Here is a 20,802-nt window from a genome sequence, read left to right as displayed (position 1 = left end):
CTTATCCTTCTATTTATCGTTAGTGACCAACCACATCTTTCGCGTGGTGCTGGAAGAACTTCGTTAGAATTTCTAGGTTTTCGGCCGTAATATCCGTGCGATCACCCATACTCTTCGCCACAGGTCCCCATGCATTCACCGTGAAGTGATTTGAAGGAATTTTTGCGTGACAAGTTGAACAGTACACATTGTCCAGCTCTTCCGCGTATGACCATACAGGCTCAAGCGTATCCACAACTGGTGAGTTAATCGTGCCAATTAAAGAAACAGAGCGCCACTCGTTGCCATATACGTCAGCTTGGAACTCGCCGCCCTCAACCGCTTGTTGGCCTTTCTCGGTTAAGGTTGCCACAATGGCACGCTGGCCGTCTCCCATGTACAGCACTTGTTCTGCGCCTTTCATTTGGAATGCATTCAGCTTAACGGTACGCTCATCACCTTCCGCACTCATCACTTCCAACTTAGTTGTCGGATTAATGGTGCCCATGTCGCCCATAGTGACCGCCGTAACCGGGTAGACCACCTTGGCATCAGGTGATGTTGCTGTGGTAAAGCTCATCAAGGTTTCGAACGCTTTGCTGTCTAACTCCGCTTCAGGTGCAAAGTGCGCAGCGCCCTTATGACAATCGATACAGGTTTGATCATTCGCTTTTGCGTACTCGTGCATTTTCGCAGCATCACGAGATTGTTCAAACTCTTCCATCGCATCAAACTCATGACAAGAACGACACGTTGCCGAATCGTTTTCACGGAACTGAGCCCATACGGTTTCCGCCATTTCTTTACGGTGCGCTTCGTACTTCTCAGGCGTGTCAATTTTGCCCGTGACAAATTCGTGGTAGATGTCCTTTGATGCACGAATTTTCGTGATCAGGTAATCCATTGGCTCTTGTGGGATATGACAGTCAGAACACTCCGCACGGATGCCTTGAGCATTACTGAAGTGAACGGATCCTTGGTACTCTTTATAAGGGGCTTCCATAGAATGGCACGAGAGACAAAACTCAGTATCAGAGGTGTAATGCATCACCGCTGCGGTTCCGCCTAATGTTAACCAACCCACAACAATGCCAGCAACAGCCAGCAATGCGACATACCGTTTCTTTATTGACATAATTTGCAACACTTCCTAATAAAATGTAATTATAGATCGCAAATTACTACTTTATAGGTAATTGCTACTTGATCCACGTCATTTCCGTGGTGCTCTTTGCCCCTTAAGAATAAATTCTGTTAATTATCTCTCACACCTTTTAGGGAAGGTTGGCCTAACAGCGGAACATTATTACGCACAAGCCCACGACGCACATTAGTGCACATCTTCCCAAAGCGACGGATCTCGTCAAACTGTGGAATAACACCTCGTTCCATCGCTGACTCCCAATAACTGAGTTCCGAATCGACCATTTCCAACAGTTTTTTCGGGCAACCAATGCACTGCCCTTCCGGCCCACACACAAAGGTTTCCGGTTCATAAATCGGCAGTTCCGCTTTCACTTGCTTGATGATATTGCCCATCGCGCTCATTCGATCTGGCTTTGCCGTCATCGCTCTGCTCCACAGATTAAGAAAAAGCAGAATTGTACTTACTGATAGGCAAAAGTCCCTACCTAATTTAAGTGTATTCCGTTTGAATGGATTTTTTTATTGTCAGATCTGGCTTTTTAACCACCAAATAAATGGCGGTCGCTGCCAGTAAAAATCCAGAAATCCCCATCCAATCAAACGATTCACCAAATACCAGCCAAGCTTGAATCGCCGTGGTTGGCGGCACCAGATAAAAAACCGATGCCACATTCGAGGCGGCGCCATTTTTAACCATGTATAACAACAGCAAAATGGCGACACAAGAAAGCACGACGACCAGCCATAAAATCGTTACGATGAACTCTATTTCCCATTCTACTTGCATGGTTTCAAACTGCATCGCAACGGGTAAGAACATAGCCAGTGCCGCAAGATATTGCACCGTTGCACCACCAACCATATCCACCTGTTGGCAGTGTTTTTTCTGATACAAAGTACCAAGCGTGATCCCAATCAAAGACAGTAAACACACACCAACCGCCAATAATTTATGTTGCTCTGACTGCCACTCCATATTCCCCATCAGCACCATCGATATCCCCATGAAGCCAAGCGCCAAACCTAGCCATTGCGAGGGTTTAAATTCCTCACGAACAAACACCACCAGCAACGCCGCGGTTAAAATAGGCTGAATACCTACCAGCAGTGAACTCAGCCCGGCAGGCATACCCAAATCAATAGCGAAATAAGTGCCGCCTAAATAGAATCCATGGATCAACACACCCACCACACAACTGTGCCAAAAATCGCTTCCTGTCGGCAACCTTCGACGCAATACCGCCACAAGAACCAAAAACAGTAAGACATTGGATGCCATACGGATAGAAAGCAGTGTCGCTGGCTCGGCATATTGCAAACCAAAACGCGCACCAACAAATCCAGAAGCCCAAAGGATGACAAATACAAAAGGGATGGCTCGGATTAACATGATCGCCTCACTCACGCTTGTTTTATGTTTTGAGATACTGCTAATGTAATTGGGTACAGTGTTTTCAAAAAGTGACAGATGGAAGTGTTTTTATGGGTACAGATTTATTAGAAAGCGGTGAAGAGAATAAGTACCTTGTGGTGGAAAAACACCTCAAACAAGCCATCAATGGTGGCGTTTATCAAGCGGATGATCGACTGCCCTCCATTCGCTCATTGAGCCAAGAATTAAGCGTCAGCAAAAATACCGTGATTCGTGCGTACCAAGAGCTGGAAGCGCAAAACTTGGTGTACTCGGTTCCCAAATCAGGTTATTGGGTAAAAGTCATCCAACCGACCTCTCGTTCAATTCCGGACCCGACTCGCGTGGATTTGCTCTCGATCTGCAAAGAAATCCTCACGTACCCTGAATACCAAGAGCGTTTGCCCACAGGCTCTGCGCACCCAAACATTGATTCTCCCGCGATAAAAACCTTGTACGCCGAGATTGGCCGCCACAGCCGCCAACAAACGCATGTACCGAGCCATTACCAATTGCCACCCGGTGATCACCTCTTAATCAAACAACTGGCGAAAATCACGCAAGATTTGGGCACGCCAGCCAAGTTGGATGAGATCATGGTGACGCACGGCGCGCAACAAGCAATAAGCCTAGCGCTGCGCGCAACGACACAAAAAGGCGATATCGTCGCGGTGGAGTCTCCTTGTTATTTTGGCAACTTATTGATGCTCGAATCACTCGGCCTCAAAGTGGTGGAGATCCCGAGTTGCCCACGAGACGGTATGTGCCCCGAAGCCTTAGCAAAAGCAATGGCGACATGGGACATAAAAGCGATCATCGTAACACCCAACTTCACCAACCCGACTGGTGCCATGATGCCGCTAGAAAAGCGCCAGCAATTGCTCTTGGCATCTGGAAACATTCCTATTATCGAAGACGATGTGTTTGGCGGGTTAAGTTATGACAAGCCGTTGCCAAGCTTGAGATTGCTCGATGACAAGCAACGTGTAATTTACGTGAATTCGTTATCCAAAACGCTCGATTCGCGTTTGAGGATTGGTTGGATGTTGGCGGGGCGATATCGAGATCACATTGAGCAATATCTACTGTGTGAAAACATGGGCAGTTTGAACCTGATGCAATCCGCCGTGGCAACGTTTCTAACCTCAGGCAAGTATCGAACGCATACTGCGCGAATGGGTCGGGTTTATCAAAGCAACATGCGCCGATTTATCCAGATGCTTCATCAATTCTTGGATGAATACGAATGTCTAAAAAATCGATACCAGATCAACGCCGTACAAGGTTCGTTCTTGCTTTGGTTGCGCCTGCCCGAAGAAACGGACAGCTATGCGTTGTATCAAGCCTGTAATCAACACAGAATCAGCCTACTTCCCGGCACCGTATTTGGCACTCAAGGGCAATATCGGCATTGCGTGCGCCTCAGCGTGGCAAACTTTGGTCATGAAACCGACTGGAGTCACGCGATGCAAACACTGACGAAGTTGATAGCGGAGCATGTTTGTTAACTCGCTCTTGCCAAAGGAACTTACGTCCACACGCAAACAGGTAACCACAAAAAAACGCCACGAAAAGGTGGCGTTTTTTTCATATCGTCATCGCCCTCAGAGCGACTTGATTTGCCACATTCTCGCGACGTTTTCGGCTAAATTGGCAACGTTGACGTCGGCCTCTTTCATGGCCTCAGATAAGCTCATCGCCCTTGGCACGCAAGCAAACACCGCATCAATGCCGCATTCATAGACCGCCTGATAGTTGTCGCCCACACAACCAGCCAATGCAACGACTGGTAAATCAAACTGCTTGGCCACCTTAGCGACGCCCATCGGCGTTTTGCCATGTGCAGTTTGATGGTCGATTCGACCCTCGCCTGTGAATACGATATCCGCATCCGCAACATGCTCAGCAAGCTTGACCGTTTCAAGCACAATCTCAATGCCCGGTTGCAAACGTGCCGGCGTATACCCAAGTAAGGCCGCCCCCATACCACCAGCCGCACCCGCGCCTTTACGTGTAAGAACGTGCTTGCCCGTCGCTTGCTCAGTGAGCTCACCAAACTTACGTAACCCGTTATCGAGCAGAGTGACGTCTGACGCCGTCGCTCCCTTTTGCGGGCCAAAGATAGCCGACGCGCCTGTGTCGCCACAGAGTGGATTATCAACATCGCATGCCACCAACACTTCGCAAGCTGCTAAGCGTGGGTCAAGACCAGAAATATCGATGGAGGCAAGCGCCGCTAACTCGCCTCCATTGGGGGTAATTGCATGACCAGATTCATCAAGAAACGTTACCCCCAACGCGGTCAACATGCCCACGCCACCATCATTGGTCGCGCTACCGCCCAAGCCAATGATTAAGCGTTGAATACCGCGGTCTAGCGCGTGTTTGATCAGCAGTCCGGTACCAATACTGCTGGTCAGTTTTGGATCGCGAGCGTCACTCGGCACAAGGTGCAGTCCACTGGCTTCCGCCATTTCGATGACCGCAGTTTCGCCGTCACCGAGAATGCCGTAAAACGCTTCAATATCATTCCCTAATGGCGCAGTCACCGTTGTGAAGACTTGTTCGCCTTGAGTGGCGTCTATCAAAGATTGAACCGTGCCTTCGCCGCCGTCTGCGACTGGAACCGTAACAAACTCAGCATCATGCCATACGCGAGCAAGACCCGTTTTGATCGCCTCGCTGACTTGTTTGGCGGTTAAGCTTTCTTTAAATGAATCAGGTGCAATTACCACTTTCATACGTATTTCCAGAGACTTATAAGAGAACGAGACTCAAAATGTACACCAATGTCATTGCCGTAACACCTTGAACCAGCGTAGCCATGGTTTGCGCACGGTACGCCAAGCCCACCGACATGCGGCTAAACTGCGAAACCACCCAGAAGAAGCTGTCGTTTGCATGAGAAACCGTCATCGCGCCCGCACCAATCGCCATCACCGTTAACACACGCCCCATTTCGGAATCTAGGCCCAGCTGCGTCAACATAGGCGCAACTAAAACAGACGTGGTCACCAGTGCAACCGTTGATGACCCTTGCGCCGATTTTAGCGCAGCCGCAACGATAAATGGCATGAAAATGCCCACACCCAGCGCCGATAACGTCGTACCCAAGTATTCACCTAGCGGCGTTGCTTTCAGTACCGCGCCAAATGCGCCACCCGCCCCCGTAATCAAAAGAATCGGCGCAGCAGCCGTAATGCCTTGGCTGATTCGCTCACCAAATTCTTCAATCTTGTTGTCTGATTTTAGTAAGCGAACAGAAAGGAACAGACCAATCACTAATGCCGTTAATGGCTGTCCTAAGAAAGTAAGAACATCAAACACAAAACCTTCGCCCAGCGGTAAGCTTGGAAATTTCGCGATAGAGCCAAAACAGATCAATAAGATTGGAACAAAAATAGGCGCGAAGGCTTGGCTCGCCGTTGGCAATTTGCCGTAAGACGCTTTGAGTGCTTGCCAGTCATGCTGAATTTCATCTGCGGCTTCAATGCCATCTGGTTCAACATGTTGAAATCGGTTCGCCCACAACATACCCGCTAACGCCGCAACCGCTGCGACAAACACACCCACACCAATCACTAAACCAAGGTTAGATTCCAGGCCTAAGTTACCCGCAGCAGCAATCGGGCCAGGAGTTGGCGGCACAAACGTGTGTGTTGCGTATAGGCCAGTTGCCAACGCTACACTCATCGCAACGCTTGAGGTTTTTAAACGCTTCGCGAGTGATTCTTTTAGTGAGTTCAGAATCACAAAGCCTGAATCACAAAATACCGGAACAGAAACGATGTAACCGATAATACTCATGGTCAATGTTGGGAAACGCTCACCCAACACTTTAATGACCGTGTCGGCCATGGTGATCGCCGCACCGCTTTTTTCCAAAATAACACCGATGATGGTACCTAAAACGATAACCAAACCAATGTAACCAAGAATGCCACCAAAGCCAGAAGCAATGGTTTTAGCAATGCTATCTACTGGTAAGCCGTAAGCAAAGGCCGCAAGGAATGCCGCGATGATCAGCGCTAAAAAGGGATGTAATTTGAATTTGGTGGTCGTGAGCACAATGAATGCGATCACCCCGAGCAGGATTAATATAAGGTTCATGATAACTCCATTTATTCTTATTTTGTTGAGGAACCCGTTTGGTTCACTCAACATGTAGGGACGCAATAATTATCAATCGTTTGCTTTTGAATTCCATTAGGCGGAATGACAAATAATGAAGTTAAAAAATGACGCGTATTGTGCAACTGCATAATATCACGTCATTTTTGAGAGCCGAGTCGCAATATACAATTCCGCTAATCCCACAAAATTGGTGGTTGATAACCCTGTTATCTCCGTAATTTTCCCCAACCGATAACGCAGTGTGTTCCGGTGAATAAACAGTATTTCAGAGCATTCCGTTACATTGCCATTACACTCGAACAATGCGTCTAGCGTTTTCAGCAATTGCCCCGACTTGTCCTTCTTCTTCAACCGTTTCACACCATCAATAATTTGTTCACCTTGCCAAATCTCTGCCAGCGGCGCTAACAGCACTGGCAAACGCAGTTCATCAAACAAGTACTTACGTTTCTCTGGGTAGAATTGCTTGCCAATCGCTAATACTTGCTTCGCGCTCTGATATGACAAAGCCACATCTTTGGGCTCTTCAAACAACTGCCCTAGGGCAATATGGAAAGTATGCGAGTCGTGTTCGCTTAAACGCGACATCAACTTATCAATGCGTTCACTTTCGATTTGGCTATCCCATTGTTTGGCGGAGTGGTACGGTTTTAACACCACAATTTCGTTCACCGAGACAATCGCGACAAGGTTGTTACGCTCTGGGTATTCCAGCAACTCAACAATGTTACGCACGCCCTTCATGCTTTTTGAGGCGGATGGCATCGATAACTTAATCACTGTTGCCACTCGTGGCTGAGTGATATCGATAGAAAGACGCATTGCCCAATCTTTCAGCTCTTCATCGGTCAATTTGCCATTAATCCAAGCCAGAATAAACTCTTCGCGATGACGTCTGTCCCACTGGAATTTTTCTACCAACGCGGCTTGCTCGATGGTCAGCTCTGCGGTCATTTTGACCAGCTTGGCGAAATCACGGATTTTCTCGGGTTCGCCGGTCACACCAACAATCCCCACCACGTCACCATGCAATTTAAGCAACATGTTGATACCCGGCTTGACCCCCTGAAGCGTCAAACACTGTTGCTCATTCAGCTCTAGCGAGTCTCCGTGATTCAGCGCCAATACTGCCCCATCATGCACTTGGCCGATACGTTTTAGGTCGCCACTGCCTATAATGATGCCAGCCGAGCTCATCACATTTACGTTGTGACCAATGATGGACATGGTTCTATCGACAATTTGCTGTGCTAAGGAGTGATCGAGAATTACCATTTCGATTTTCCAGATTGACAATTTAATCATTCAATAAATCACAAATGGCCAACTATCGCGATGATGCGGTTAAAAATAACTGAAGCAGCTCAAAGCATTATTCCATTAACCACACTAATAAAATGGATTAAACCCTCATTTTTAGCTGAGGGTTATATACTTAGAACAAAGGTCGTCGATGCATTCGTCGCTGTGCATCGATACCGCTCGTCTACTGACAGAGGAGGAAACCACATGGAACTGCGTAATAAATCGGGTGAGGTTGCAAACATTGCTGATAACCTCACTTTGAAAGAAATTACAGAAATGGGCTACACCATAGATTTATGCGATGAAGCATTTGAACCCGGTGAGCACTGGAAAGCGGAAGCTAAAACTCAAGGCATGGGTGAGTACCCAGAAGAGTAATACAGCGGGAGCACGCTATTGAACAAAGATGAGGGTAAAATAAGCCGAGTGAGCGATCGCTCGGTTTATTGGTTTATTGATTGTGGTACTTCTATCCCCAAATGACTTGACGCATGGCTTGTCACCTGAGGGTATTTACCCTCCATGCTTGTTTTAAAGTCGCTCGCTCGGAACTCACTACCGCCCAGCTAACGCATTAAAATGTAAACAAATAGTAAAGCCACGTTTACGCGATACAAAACCAATGGATTATTGTGTCACTCCTTTCCAGAAACCAAGCGTGCAATAATCATCACTCGATACATCGCAACCATTCGAAGGTTCAACATGACCGCAACAGAATATCTTACCGACCTCAACCAACGCTATCTCGCGATTCATCGCACCAAAGAAGATTTCTTTTGGCAAACTTACATGGGGATCAGCGATGACCATGACGGCTCAACACAAGCACAAACCGAATGGACCAATTTCTTAAGCAATGCAGAACACATTACCGCCATCAAACGACAGCTTGAAACTGCTGATTCCATTATCGACCCGCAAGAGAAACAGCAAACCATTACAGGCCTATCTGGCTGGCTGGCGATGTTTGAATCTCACGCGATTGAAGGTGAAGAAGCTCAGACACTGAAGAATCAATTGATCGCTTTTGAAGCTGAATTATTCGAGAAAAAACAGAACCACGTACAAACGTTTACCGACGAAAACGGTGAACAAGTAGAAGGTTCGCTGCCAGTATTAAGCTCAACCATTCGCACCAGCAATCATGAAGCGGTACGCCAATCGGCTCACCAAGCGTTGCTGGATCTTGAGCAATGGTTACTGCAAAACGGTTTTATTGAACTGATCAAACTGCGTAATCAGTTTGCACGCTCACTCGGTTACGCCACCTTCTTTGACTACTCCGTGCAAAAAACCGAGAAAATGAGTTCGAAGCAGTTGTTTAATATTCTGGAAGATTTCGAACGACGAACTCGTGATGCTCATTTTAATAGCCTAGAAAATTTGGCAAAAGAGAAAGGGAAAACCGCACTAACGGGGCATAACTTTATTTACTCGTTCGCGGGCGACGTGATGCGAGACCTTGACCCGTACGTACCGTTCTCAAAATCTCTACGACGCTGGGTAGAATCGTTTGGCCGTCTGAATATTGATTACTCTGGCGCGACACTGACGTTGGATTTACTAGACCGTAAAGGTAAGTACCCGAACGGGTTCTGCCACGGCCCGATCCCTTCCTTCTACAATCAAGGCGAATGGGTTGCAGCGCAGGTGAACTTCACCAGCAATGCCAAACCAGACCAAGTGGGCAGCGGCTACGATGGGATTAATACGCTTTTCCATGAAGGTGGCCACGCAGCGCACTTTGCCAATGTAAAAATGAACGCGCCATGCTTCTCGCAAGAGTTTGCGCCGACGTCGATGGCTTATGCAGAAACTCAGTCAATGTTCTGTGACAGCTTGTTAACCGATGCTGATTGGCTAAAACAATACGCACTGGATGATGAAGGGAAGTCGGTTCCTGACGAGATCATTCAAGCGATGATCAATAGCCGTCAGCCATTCAAAGCCTACGAAGAACGCAGCATCTTGGTTGTGCCGTACTTTGAACGCGCACTGTATCAACTCAGCGATGATGAGTTAACACCAGAGCGCATCACTAAGCTGGCTCGTGATTGTGAAAAACAGATCCTTGGTTTGGAATGCAGTCCTCGCCCACTGATGGCAATTCCGCATTTACTCTCCGATGAAGCGGCTTGTGCGTATCAAGGTTATCTACTCGCGCATATGGCGGTGTATCAGACACGTGCTTACTTCCTCGATAAATTCGGTTACCTGACCGATAACCCAGAGATTGGTCCACTGCTGGCCAAACACTATTGGCACGCGGGCAATCATCTGTCGCACAATGAAACCATTGTCAGCTTAACTGGTGAGGGGTTTAATGCTAAGTACTTGGCAGAGGTATGTAATCTATCGCCAGAGCAAGCGTGGAAAGTACAGCAGAAGAAAATCGAGTCACTTGCGACACGTGAACGTGCACCAGTCGCTTCCCTAAACGCGACGATTAAAGTCGTCGACGGCAGTAAAGAACTGGCAAGCAACGTCATCTCTGACGAACAAATGTGTGACGATTTTGAACGTTACATCGTAGAGACTTACGGCCGATAACACGCCAAGAGCCAGAAGCCACGCTTCTGGCTTTTTGCTATTAAGGCACAACAAAAGGAAGCGCCATGCATCAACCAATCATCAAGTTCTGGTTCGAAGAGCTGACACCTCAAAACTGGTTTGAAAACAACCCAGAACAGGACAAACACATTGCGTCGCGATTTGCCTCCGTATTAGAACAAGCCGCTCGCTGTGAGCTGTTTAGTTGGCGCGATAGCGCACAAGGACGATTAGCCGAAATCATCGTCCTCGACCAGTTTTCACGTAATGTGTATCGCAACACCCCAAAAGCATTCGCACAAGACCCGCTCGCATTAGTATTGGCTCAAGAAGCGATTCGGTTAGGACACGATCAAGAATTAGCGCCCAAGCAGCTAAGCTTTTTGTACATGCCGTTTATGCACAGCGAATCTCGCCTCATTCATGTCGAAGCTGAGAAATTGTTTCGCGCACCAGGGCTTGAAAATCACTACGACTTTGAGTTACAACACAAAGCCATCATCGACCAATTTGGACGTTACCCACATCGCAATGCGATATTAGGTAGAGAAAGCACGCCTGAAGAGTTAGCATTTTTGCAGCAACCTGGATCGAGCTTCTAGAGTCCTATAAATAATGAGTTAACCATGACAAACCACTCTGTATGCTGGCCGTGCTTACTAAAACTAGACGGCGACGATGAACTTATCTATTTGCGTTCTCATGCCGACCTTGATTCCGAATGCGAAGCGCTCATTTCGGGGCCAGATGATTACGTCATCGACTCAAATGGCAACACGTTCGGGTTGCAATACAACGATTCGACCGCCACCGTTTTACAACCGGAAGAACGCACTCTGTCCGTCGAGGAAGTTACGTCGCTCATCCAGTCGCATGAGTTTAGTCTCGCACAAAGGTGCATCATCAAAATTCACTTCACCTCGGTACAACAAGCGGTTGAGGCCTTGGCCAATTAGCTCGAACTCCACCCACCTTAATTACACAAAATTATTGTTTTTATAATTTATGATAATTTCATGTAATTAAAATCGCGTCATATACTCTCCCACATCGAAACAACACAACAATTAAACACATGTTGGGAGCAAACAAATGAAAATGAATCATGTCGGTATTATGGTCGGAGATATGGATAAAGCGGTTGAGTTTTACACCCAAGCGCTTGGTCTAAAAGTCGTTATGGGCAACACGAAAGTGATTGAAGAACGCGAAACCGCAATTGGCAGAATGTGTATTGCGGTCTTTGGCGAAGGCTTTAAAGGCTTCAACATCGCCCACCTTGTGACAAGTGATGGCATCGGCCTTGAGTTATTCGAAATGAAAGAGCGTCAAGAGCGCCATGAAGTGGATTTTTCTCGCATCGGCATCTTCCATTTCTGTTTGCAAACAGACGACTTTGAAGGTGCAATCAAGCGCACCGAAGCATTCGGCGGCAAAGTTCGTATGGACATCATGCGTTACCACCCAGAAGACGAGAACAAGCCCGCGAAAATGGTCTACCTAGAAGACCCATTCGGCAACTTATTCGAGCTTTACTCGCACACTTATGAAGAAACTTACGCTTCTGATTACGAATAATTAATCAACCCATCCCTAAAAGGTTAGCAACACGCTAACCTTTTTACTTCAAGTAGTCCGCTTAATGACTCTCTAACAAGTAACGGTCCCTTTTCAGTTTGATCATTTCGCTCCTTATTCTTATGCTCGTCGTATACTTTTTTCATCGTTGCGAAAAAGGAGTGAAGCATGCCGCCCAACAATCCTATTGAAATCAAAGCCCTTGACCACGTCGTATTAAGAACGAGCAACCTCGACGCCATGTTGCATTTTTATCGAGATATTTTGGGCTGCCCTGTCGAACGCGAAGTAACGGATCTTGGTTTAACCCAACTTAGGGCAGGCAACGCATTAATCGATGTGGTGACGGTAGACAGCGAATTGGGACAACTTGGCGGAAAGCCACCAGTTCAGAATGGTCGTAATATTGACCACTTTTGTCTGCAATTAGCGCCTTTTTCTGAGGATGAACTCCTTGAGTATCTACATCGACACAATATTGAGACTGAAGAGTTTGCAAAGCGCTACGGCGCGCAAGGTTTTAGTCGCACCCTCTATATCCATGACCCAGAGGGCAATGTCGTCGAATTAAAGCCTCAAATCACTCATGAATAAACGGTGAATTCAACTATCATCACGACTTGTTTCTCGTTGCGGTGTCCAGGTAGCCCCCACCAATAAAGCGTCACAACATACCCTAAATATGCAAACAAATGACTACCATTAGATGGAAACACAAAAAAGGGGGCAGTCCCCGTAACCGCCCCCCAATGCCATACCAGTAATAATGATTCTTATTAAAACTTATAACCACCACTGATCATAAATACCCATGGGTTGATCTTCACGTCCGTTTTATACTTGTCTGCGCCTGCTTTATAGGTGGCTTCTGTTTCAATGTTTGCGTACCACGCTGCCGCGTTTAGGAACCATTGGTCGTTGATCATGTAGTCCACGCCAATGTTTGCAGCCAAACCAAATGAATCATCCAATTTTAGATCCGATAAATCAGCGCCTTTACCTGTACTGTTGAAACCTTCGTCAAAAAACATGGTGTAGTTAAGACCTGCACCAACGTATGGACGGAACTTGCTTTGTGGCTCGCCAAAGTAGTACTGGACCATCAGCGTTGGTGGTAAGTGTTTGGTATCCGCGATATCACCTAACCCCAATAAATCCGTTGAAATATCGTGACTAAATGGGGTTGCTGCGAGCACCTCTAGACTGATGTTGTCGGTAAACATGTAACCAAACGTTAAGCCAAGTTGGGTATTTGAATCTACTTTCAACTCTTCTTGAGAACCCAAAATCTTATCGCTGCTGTCATTTGGAACGACAGAGGCAGCACCAACACGAAGAACGAAATCACCTTGTTGATGAGCAAAAACACTTGGTGACACGAGCGCAGCAACCACTGCTAAACTGCAGATTGTTTTTTTCATTTTTTATTTCCTTTTTTAGGGCTTTGTTATGCGATACCCAACCGTGCTTTTTAGCGATACTCGGTAATTCTGATAAAAGTCAGAATATTGAAGCACGTAGATATCTATATTTTTTTGAGCTGTGCGCAATCTAGCACATAGAAACCCTACTATTTTGATGGAAATCAATTTGTGAAAAATATAGATTTTTTGTACGGAGAAACGCCAAACCGATCAACAAATCATGCAAATAGAATACAATCATGTAATGCAAACTGTGCGTGCGAGAAGGTCCGAGCTCGACCAACCTCGCCTTTGTCGCTCATATTCGCGCAACACTTTTCCCTCTTCTTTTTTAGTCTCATAACATCAGTAATTTAAATAGAACTTCTGTCTAAAACTAAGAAGGAAGTGGGTTAAAAATTATCTCACTTTACATTTTTTCATCACGATTTTCACACCGCCACCTTTCAACATTGTCATTTTTATAGGTATAGTTCCGCCCATGCCGACTTGCACAATGCCAAGTTTATCGACGGCCGCTTTATCGAATCGAAATCAACAGAAGTCTATCGCTTTCGTTATGCAAAGTTAAAGGAAATACAATGAACCTGTTTAACGACTTACCGAATAACCTCAACGAGGAAGTCTTCGAAGATCTGTTGACTCACAATAATCTGCGCATTGAGCGCATTGTCTCGACAGGACAAACCTCACCTGAAAGTGGCTGGTACGATCAAGAAGAGCATGAATGGGTGCTGGTTCTAAAAGGAATGGGAGAACTGACCTTCGAAACCGGCTTAGTGCAACGACTAGAGGCTGGTGATCACATCACTATTCCGGCTCATACAAAACACAAAGTAAGCTGGACTGATCCAACACAAGAAACGATTTGGCTGGCGGTGTTTTATCAATGAAACCGAAATCACGTCAGTGCAACCACACCGAAAAGACAAAAGAAGACCGAAATATAGGTGCTAAGTTTGCAAGAGACTAATAAGCCGTCATTGGCACTGTTTGATTTTGATGGCACCATCACCCGAGAGGATATGTTTCGCCTTTTTCTCCATTATTCCGCCTATGGCCTGCGCAAGTGGGTAGGAAAAATGGTCATCATGCCATTTTATGCATTGTACAAACTTGGTGTTTTACCTGCTCGCCTAATACGACCTTTAAGCAGCTTCATTGCTTTTTCTGGCAAAGAAACCCAACAAATTGCAACGATTGGCGCTCAATTTGCGCATGATGTGATCCCATTATATTTACGCCCGGAAGCCGTGGAAAAATTGGAATGGCATCAACGCCGAGGTGATACCATTGTGGTGGTCTCCGCGTCACTCAATGCTTATCTGACACCTTGGTGTGACGCTAATCGCTACCATTTGTTATGCAGCGAACTGATCTCACAACAACCAAAACTGAGTGGCTTGTACCAGCAAGGCGATTGCAGTTTAGAAAGAAAAGTGTCGCGCGTGAAGGCGGCGTTTTCGCTCAACGAGTTTGCTTCTATTTATGCCTACGGCGATACCCATGAAGACATCCCAATGCTCAAACTTGCCGACTACGCGATGCTCAACTGGGTAGAGTGGCAACCCAACAAATAATAAGGTGAGCGAGCCTGATACAATAACCTACCCTTGATGAGGAGCCACTCTCATGCTCGACCGGCTCTTCCGCGTCACTTCACATTCATGAGCCACTATACAGGGCCAACTTTGACCGCTAACGTTCGTCTTTTGGCGAATCCATTACCACCATGGTTGTGATCGATTTGACGTGTTCACATTCGCCTAGCACATCGGCATGAAAAGCTTTGTAAGCGGCTAAATCTTGGGTTTCTACGCGTATTAAATATTCGTTAGATCCCGTTATGTTGTGGCACTCGACCACTTCATCGACAAAACGCACGTGTTCCTCGAAACCGAGCTGTGCTTGCTTAGCGTGCGAGGCCAAGCCAATCGATACATACGCAACAAAACCCACGCCGAGTTGTTGATTATCCAACACGGCTCGGTAACCTTTGATCACGCCCTTGCGTTCTAAATCTTGTACGCGGCGAAGCGTCGCAGACGGTGACAATCCGACTCGCTCAGACAGCTCGACGTTGGAGATTCTTCCGCCTCGCTTAAGCTCTTGCAATATTCTTTCGTCAAATCTATCCATAATGATATTTCATTGCCTATTAACTCTCCTTTCATCAAATAAAAGCACAATATTGATGTCAGTTCTACTTATAGTTGTTCTCAACCAATCAGGAATTCATTTAAGGAACAAGCTATGGAATATCATCAACTGGTCGCATTGGCGTTGTTCGCTTTTGTCTCCACGTTTACCCCTGGCCCTAACAACATTATGTTAATGACCTCCGGCGCCAATGTCGGCTTTAAACGCACCATTCCACATATGCTGGGCATTACCTTCGGCTTCGGAGCCATGCTGATCTTGGTGGGCATTGGTTTAATGAGCCTCTTCAACGCCTACCCCGTCTCGCACTCCATTTTGAAAGCACTCAGCTTAAGTTACTTGCTGTATTTAACGTACAAAATTGCCACCAGCGGCAAAACCGAAACAAAACACGATTTCCGTCCGATGTCTTTTTGGGGAGCCGTTGCCTTTCAGTGGGTGAACCCAAAGGGTTGGTCAATGGCCTTAACTGCTATTACGGTATACAGCAGTGGCGGGGCTTGGCTGGAACTCACCTTTATTGCTGGCATCTTCTGCTTAGCCAACTTGCCATCGGTGACATTTTGGACCGCCGCCGGCATGCAACTTCAGCGCTGGCTAACCACACCCAAACGCGTGAAAGGGTTTAATTATGGGATGGCCACACTACTGCTTTTATCTACTATCCCAATGATATAAAAGCACATCAATGATAGGCTACCGCTACGTTTTTAGTGTCCATTACTTGCTCGTAACAACTGTGATGACTCAACAACCCGATTCGCGTCACTCGATGGACAAATTTCTAAAGCACGCTTGCAAGGGCAGAAAAGTAACCTTATACCTTTACCAAAGGGCTGGTGCCCTTGCCGATAACAGTCGCGTTATACACATTCCCCATGAAAACTAAAGAACTTGGCTTTATATGTTATTAAAAAACAAAAACCTAATTATAGGGAGCATCAATCACACCTTCCTTAACTTATATGTTGATATGTTGATTAATAAGTGTGGTTGTCCAAAAAATAATTTTTGCATCGCATCTACAGATAAGAAAAATACTATAAGTGAGTTAGAGGGCGTAAATGTAGTTCCTTTTGAGTCGATACCTGTAGAGGATTTTAGCGAGTGTAAAACTATAACGGCTATCTCTCTTAATACTTACAACTCATGCTATTTAGCTAAGGTTATCGGTAGTGGTGATGTGCTGGATAAATTATACATTCACTTGACCGATGATGAAGTGGCTCGCTGGCTAAAGACCAAGGATGAGTTTGGGGAGTTAAAGCCAACCAAGAGCAATAATGTTGATGGTGATTGTTTATTCGTACTTAGCCAAGTTAAAAACGTTATCGCGCCTAGAGATTATTTTGAGCAAAGCATCCAGTATATTTCTGGTCGTTCAGATATAAATTTCATTGATGCCCGGGACGCCTTTAAATCTCTCCCTACACATTTATGGGATAAGTTTTCCGATATTTATGCAGCTAATAACAGTCACACAGTTCCAGAAAAGAGGCTTATGATTGGGGCAAAAAAAGGCGTATTCCCCCTTCGTGATGTTATTTCACTTATTGATAGCCTTCGAAAAGAAAAGGCTTTCCCTGAGTTCAAGCTTGTTGTATTTACGTACAAGAAAAAAAAGTCATTTCGAGTTTTATTGGATATTTATCTCGGTTATTTACGCCTATTTCATAAGTGTAATGTTGATATGGCTTACCCTACGGCTACCAATTCAATTACCTATAATGCTCTTGTTATGTCCTGTTCTCACTTGTTACTTCAAGGGCGAGGTAGTATGTCTACTGCAAGGAGTTACCTGAGCTTGGGTCGTGGCATTGTACATGTTAAGTCGGGGTCGCCAAATCATATTGAGCTTTCGGTGTCTGACCTTATTGATGTTGTTAGCTACTCTGATATGAGTGATGTGGCTAGGAATGTTGTTAGCGAGAGTGTATGTCCAGTAAAGAATAGTGAGCAGATTAATAAGCGTTTTGAGTTTAAGTACGGATTATTAAGAGATATCTATTGCTAATTACCTATTGGGGTTGATAGCTGACTCAGAGCCAGAAAGTATTATTACTGAGAGTGAACGATGGGCAGAACGCGCTACTGAATTGTGCAACGGTGTTGGCAACCTTCTTGATGTGGAAATAGGCGAGCACAGTAGTATAAATTGGCCGGTACAAAATGCGATTAATCCAGTTAGGCAAGCTTGCTCGATCCAACCCTGAAACTATTGATGTGCGCCTTTATGTGACCGGAGTTGTTAACGAGAATGAAATTCTGCCAGCGTGATAATTACCAATTATTGGGTTAGTGATCCAATTGATGACGGGGATCTGTGCCCTTTATTATTTTAGCCACGCGCCACCGACAGCCAGCCGAATAATGCTTTGCCCCCTGTGTCCGGTGATCCTACCTCAATTCACAGTGTAAATTTGTTTAAAGAGACTACCCTCTTAGTAGAGAACTTGATAACCTCAAATGAGAAAGAGAACAATTATCGAGTAGAGTTAAGATGAAAAAGAGTCCGCAACCTAAAACACTGGTGGTCATAGACACCGTCACTATTACCCCAAATATGCAGCGTATTAATTTGCAAGGTGACGCGCTAAGCCAATTTCCACACGACTGCGAAGGCAGTTATATCAAGCTGTTGTTTAACGATATGGGCGGTACCGATCTGAGCACGCTATCAAAAGATGATCGACCGCTGATGCGTACTTACACGATTCGTCGCTTCCACCCAGAAACAAACACGATCGACGTCGATTTTGTCCGCCACACCACACAAGATTTACAGTGTGGCTTTGCCGCGCGTTGGGCGATGGCCGCACAAAAAGGCGATACGATTAATATCGTAGGTCCAGGCAGTATCTCTAATTTAAATACCGAGGCTGACTGGTCCTTTATGGCCGCAGATATGACGGCACTCCCTGCCTTGTCCGCCAAAATTCGCACATTACCGGAACACGCGAAAGGCTACGCCGTGATCAGCGTACTCTCGCCTGCCGATATTCAACCTCTACACGCCCCCGCAGGTATAGACCTAATTTGGCTGACTGAAGGTCAAGCTTTGGAAGAAGCAGTTCGCGAACAACCATGGTTAGATGGTGACGCCTCGGTTTGGTGTGCGTGTGAATTCGATTCAATGCGCGCGTTACGTCAATACTTCCGTAACGAGAAAGAAGTCGAACGCGAGAACATCTACATCAGCAGCTACTGGAAGCAAGGCGTATCCGAAGACGGACACAAAGTGATCAAACGTGAAGATTCAGAATCCGACCAATAGTCCTTCAGTCATCATCCAAAAAAACGCCCAGCAACACTGGGCGTTTTAGTAACAACCCATCGCTTTGAGCACGTTTAGCAGTTCATCAAGACAGCTCTTGGGCTAAAAAGTCGATTAACAACCTCACTTTTGGCGACAAATTACGGCTTTGCGGGTACAGCGCCCAAATGCCTTCGCGATCGTCGCGATAATCTGAAAGTACCTCAACCAACTCGCCGCTATCTAACGCCTCTTGAACGTAATAATCCGGCAACTGCATCAAACCCAATCCACGTTTGGCCGCATCGACCAAAGCGAAACCGCTGTTACATTTAATTCGTCCCGACACGCGCAGCGACTTATCTCGCTTATTTTCTTTAAAGTGCCAATAATCAACGGAGCCAACTAAGCACTGGTGCCGCCCCAGTTCTGACAAGGTATGTGGCTCACCAAATCGTTGCAAATACATCGGACTGGCACAGACGTACATTTGCCGTGACGAAAGACGCTTGGCAATCATGCTGGAGTCTTGCAAGCGACCGAGACGAATCGCCACATCTACGCCCTGTTCAATCAAATCCAGTTTTTGATTGGTCAACACCAAGTCGAGATTTACTTGCGGATATTTCTCTAAAAACTGATGCAGCAAAGGCGCGAGGTTCATCTCCCCGTAGGTTACTGGCGCGGTCACGCGCAACAAACCTCGCGGCTCGGTCTGCATTTGCGTCACGGCGAGCTCGGCCAACTCAAGCCCTTCCACCAAATGTTTACACTGCTGATAATAAAGTTGTCCAGCTTCTGTCAAGGAGACTTTTCGCGTTGTACGATGCAACAATTTCACCGCTAAGCGCTGTTCAAGCGCAGAGACTCGACGACTTATCTGTGCAACCGATGTTTTCAGTTTGCTGGCAGCACCAGTGAAACTGTTTGTTTCTGCCACGGCAACAAACTCAGTTACCCCTTCCCAATTCGCCATGAACCTGTTCCCGTCAGTCTATGTATCGACAAGATTGTCACACAAACTCCAGCAAGGAGAAACTGTCCAGCAAAACGAAAATGGCCATCTTTATGAGCAAGATGGCCATTTAAGTATCAGAATGTCGTGATCTAATATTGGGTATTTTCAGCTAAAAAGTTCGAAAACGCCTGCCAGGATTTCTTATCAGCATCTTTACGATAGCGTTCTGAACCCCAAACCGTAAATGCATGAGGCGCGCCGCCGTAAGTAGTCATCTCGTGCGGGATCTTTTGTGATTCCAATTCGTTGGCCAATTGAGCAAAATCGCTCATCGTCACAGCATCATCGGCGGTGCCGTGCAGAATTAATACTGGCGACTTTGTCATCGCGTAACTTTGCCCTTCTGGCGTCTGAAGCCCCCCGTGAAAAGTAACAAAACCTTTCGCTTTCATTCCTGCGCGCACAGATTCCAGAACGGCAGCGCCACCAAAACAGTAACCCATCGCAACTGTGTTATCGAGATTACCGCCGAGCTTTCCGGCGACATCGAGCCCCCCAGCCATTAATCGTCTTAATTTGTTCCTGTCTTTGTACAACTCACCGGTGTGCTGGCGTTTATCTTCCATTTTAGTGGGCCTGACTCCTTCACCAAAGAGGTCGACTGCGAATACGTTGTAGCCCATCTTGTTCAGCATATCCGCTCGCTGTTCTTCGTAATCAGTCAAGCCATCCCAATCGTGCACTAGGAGTACAAGCGGCGCCTTATCATCCACTTTAGCCCAATAGCCTTCATATGAATTACCATCTATCTGATAAAGAATATTTTCACCAGCAAGAGCGGAGGAGCAGCCAAAAGCAGACAAAAGAGCCAATCCAATGAGCTTGATTTTCATAGTCATTC

The 20,802-nt window shown here is 46.3% G+C and carries 22 protein-coding genes; 12 read left to right on the top strand and 10 right to left on the bottom strand.

The features are described from left to right. Window positions 1-19: 19 nt before the first annotated feature. From AC3D28_RS17690 to AC3D28_RS17680, 3 genes are all read right to left on the bottom strand, one after another. Entirely contained in the window at window positions 20-1,114 is a 1,095-nt protein-coding gene (locus tag AC3D28_RS17690) for a NapC/NirT family cytochrome c (RefSeq protein WP_488536174.1), read from the bottom strand. 119 nt (window positions 1,115-1,233) lie between these two features. Beyond that, window positions 1,234-1,548 carry a hypothetical protein gene (locus AC3D28_RS17685; protein ID WP_488536173.1) on the bottom strand — a complete coding sequence of 105 codons (315 nt, stop codon included), beginning with the start codon at window positions 1,546-1,548 and terminating at the stop codon, window positions 1,234-1,236. Window positions 1,549-1,615: 67 nt separating this feature from the next. Continuing rightward, entirely contained in the window at window positions 1,616-2,515 is a 900-nt protein-coding gene (locus AC3D28_RS17680; RefSeq protein WP_488536172.1) for a DMT family transporter, read from the bottom strand. A gap of 92 nt (window positions 2,516-2,607) precedes the next feature. Between AC3D28_RS17680 and AC3D28_RS17675 the strand changes: the two genes are divergently transcribed. Next, complete coding sequence (locus AC3D28_RS17675) at window positions 2,608-4,044, top strand: aminotransferase-like domain-containing protein (RefSeq protein WP_488536171.1); 1,437 nt, start codon at window positions 2,608-2,610, stop codon at window positions 4,042-4,044. A 96-nt stretch (window positions 4,045-4,140) separates the two neighbouring features. On the opposite strand, the gene AC3D28_RS17670 is transcribed toward AC3D28_RS17675, so the two are convergent. From AC3D28_RS17670 to AC3D28_RS17660, 3 genes are all read right to left on the bottom strand, one after another. Further along, complete coding sequence (locus tag AC3D28_RS17670) at window positions 4,141-5,277, bottom strand: glycerate kinase (RefSeq protein WP_488536170.1); 1,137 nt, start codon at window positions 5,275-5,277, stop codon at window positions 4,141-4,143. Between the two features lie 16 nt (window positions 5,278-5,293). Further along, window positions 5,294-6,646: a GntP family permease gene (locus AC3D28_RS17665; RefSeq protein WP_488536169.1), complete on the bottom strand. Its 1,353-nt coding sequence runs from the start codon at window positions 6,644-6,646 to the stop codon at window positions 5,294-5,296. A 156-nt stretch (window positions 6,647-6,802) separates the two neighbouring features. After that, a complete protein-coding gene (locus AC3D28_RS17660; protein WP_488536168.1) occupies window positions 6,803-7,945 on the bottom strand; it encodes a sugar diacid recognition domain-containing protein in 1,143 nt (380 codons plus the stop codon). 234 nt (window positions 7,946-8,179) lie between these two features. Here AC3D28_RS17660 and AC3D28_RS17655 point away from each other — a divergent pair, with 234 nt between their 5' ends. The 6 genes from AC3D28_RS17655 to AC3D28_RS17630 all read left to right on the top strand — a co-directional run bounded on the left by AC3D28_RS17655 (window position 8,180) and on the right by AC3D28_RS17630 (window position 12,700). Further along, the gene (locus tag AC3D28_RS17655; RefSeq protein WP_098414461.1) at window positions 8,180-8,353 is read left to right on the top strand and encodes a hypothetical protein; all 174 of its coding nucleotides are present in this window, start codon (window positions 8,180-8,182) and stop codon (window positions 8,351-8,353) included. Window positions 8,354-8,680: 327 nt separating this feature from the next. Then, a complete protein-coding gene (locus tag AC3D28_RS17650) occupies window positions 8,681-10,528 on the top strand; it encodes a M3 family metallopeptidase (RefSeq protein WP_488536167.1) in 1,848 nt (615 codons plus the stop codon). Between the two features lie 65 nt (window positions 10,529-10,593). After that, entirely contained in the window at window positions 10,594-11,130 is a 537-nt protein-coding gene (locus tag AC3D28_RS17645) for a DUF924 family protein (RefSeq protein WP_488536166.1), read from the top strand. Window positions 11,131-11,154: 24 nt separating this feature from the next. Further along, window positions 11,155-11,484: a DUF4144 domain-containing protein gene (locus AC3D28_RS17640; protein WP_098414458.1), complete on the top strand. Its 330-nt coding sequence runs from the start codon at window positions 11,155-11,157 to the stop codon at window positions 11,482-11,484. Between the two features lie 136 nt (window positions 11,485-11,620). Beyond that, entirely contained in the window at window positions 11,621-12,106 is a 486-nt protein-coding gene (locus AC3D28_RS17635; RefSeq protein WP_098414457.1) for a VOC family protein, read from the top strand. 168 nt (window positions 12,107-12,274) lie between these two features. Continuing rightward, window positions 12,275-12,700 (top strand): VOC family protein, encoded by a 426-nt coding sequence (locus AC3D28_RS17630; RefSeq protein WP_488536165.1) that lies wholly within the window; start codon window positions 12,275-12,277, stop codon window positions 12,698-12,700. 182 nt (window positions 12,701-12,882) lie between these two features. On the opposite strand, the gene ompW is transcribed toward AC3D28_RS17630, so the two are convergent. After that, window positions 12,883-13,527 (bottom strand): outer membrane protein OmpW, encoded by a 645-nt coding sequence (gene ompW, locus AC3D28_RS17625; protein WP_488536164.1) that lies wholly within the window; start codon window positions 13,525-13,527, stop codon window positions 12,883-12,885. A gap of 584 nt (window positions 13,528-14,111) precedes the next feature. On the opposite strand from ompW, the gene AC3D28_RS17620 reads away from it, so the two are divergent. Next, a complete protein-coding gene (locus tag AC3D28_RS17620) occupies window positions 14,112-14,423 on the top strand; it encodes a cupin domain-containing protein (RefSeq protein ID WP_488536163.1) in 312 nt (103 codons plus the stop codon). 66 nt (window positions 14,424-14,489) lie between these two features. Beyond that, complete coding sequence (locus AC3D28_RS17615; RefSeq protein WP_488536162.1) at window positions 14,490-15,110, top strand: HAD-IB family hydrolase; 621 nt, start codon at window positions 14,490-14,492, stop codon at window positions 15,108-15,110. Window positions 15,111-15,228: 118 nt separating this feature from the next. Here AC3D28_RS17615 and AC3D28_RS17610 read toward each other — a convergent pair whose 3' ends face one another. After that, window positions 15,229-15,669: an Lrp/AsnC family transcriptional regulator gene (locus tag AC3D28_RS17610; protein WP_098414452.1), complete on the bottom strand. Its 441-nt coding sequence runs from the start codon at window positions 15,667-15,669 to the stop codon at window positions 15,229-15,231. 114 nt (window positions 15,670-15,783) lie between these two features. On the opposite strand from AC3D28_RS17610, the gene AC3D28_RS17605 reads away from it, so the two are divergent. The 3 genes from AC3D28_RS17605 (at window position 15,784) to AC3D28_RS17595 (ending at window position 18,964) form a co-directional block, all read left to right on the top strand. Continuing rightward, a complete protein-coding gene (locus tag AC3D28_RS17605; protein WP_488536161.1) occupies window positions 15,784-16,368 on the top strand; it encodes a LysE family translocator in 585 nt (194 codons plus the stop codon). Window positions 16,369-16,594: 226 nt separating this feature from the next. Continuing rightward, window positions 16,595-17,704: a hypothetical protein gene (locus AC3D28_RS17600; protein ID WP_488536160.1), complete on the top strand. Its 1,110-nt coding sequence runs from the start codon at window positions 16,595-16,597 to the stop codon at window positions 17,702-17,704. 486 nt (window positions 17,705-18,190) lie between these two features. Then, a complete protein-coding gene (locus AC3D28_RS17595) occupies window positions 18,191-18,964 on the top strand; it encodes a siderophore-interacting protein (protein WP_488536159.1) in 774 nt (257 codons plus the stop codon). 85 nt (window positions 18,965-19,049) lie between these two features. Here the strand turns inward: AC3D28_RS17595 and AC3D28_RS17590 are convergent, their stop codons facing one another. After that, the gene (locus AC3D28_RS17590; RefSeq protein ID WP_488536158.1) at window positions 19,050-19,919 is read right to left on the bottom strand and encodes a LysR family transcriptional regulator; all 870 of its coding nucleotides are present in this window, start codon (window positions 19,917-19,919) and stop codon (window positions 19,050-19,052) included. 131 nt (window positions 19,920-20,050) lie between these two features. Next, a complete protein-coding gene (locus AC3D28_RS17585; protein ID WP_488536157.1) occupies window positions 20,051-20,794 on the bottom strand; it encodes a dienelactone hydrolase family protein in 744 nt (247 codons plus the stop codon). Window positions 20,795-20,802: the final 8 nt, after the last annotated feature.

Source organism: Vibrio sp. TAP-3B (genome assembly GCF_057784735.1).
The sequence above is the reverse complement of the archived record's forward strand: the minus strand, read 5'-3'. Positions and strand labels throughout refer to the sequence as shown.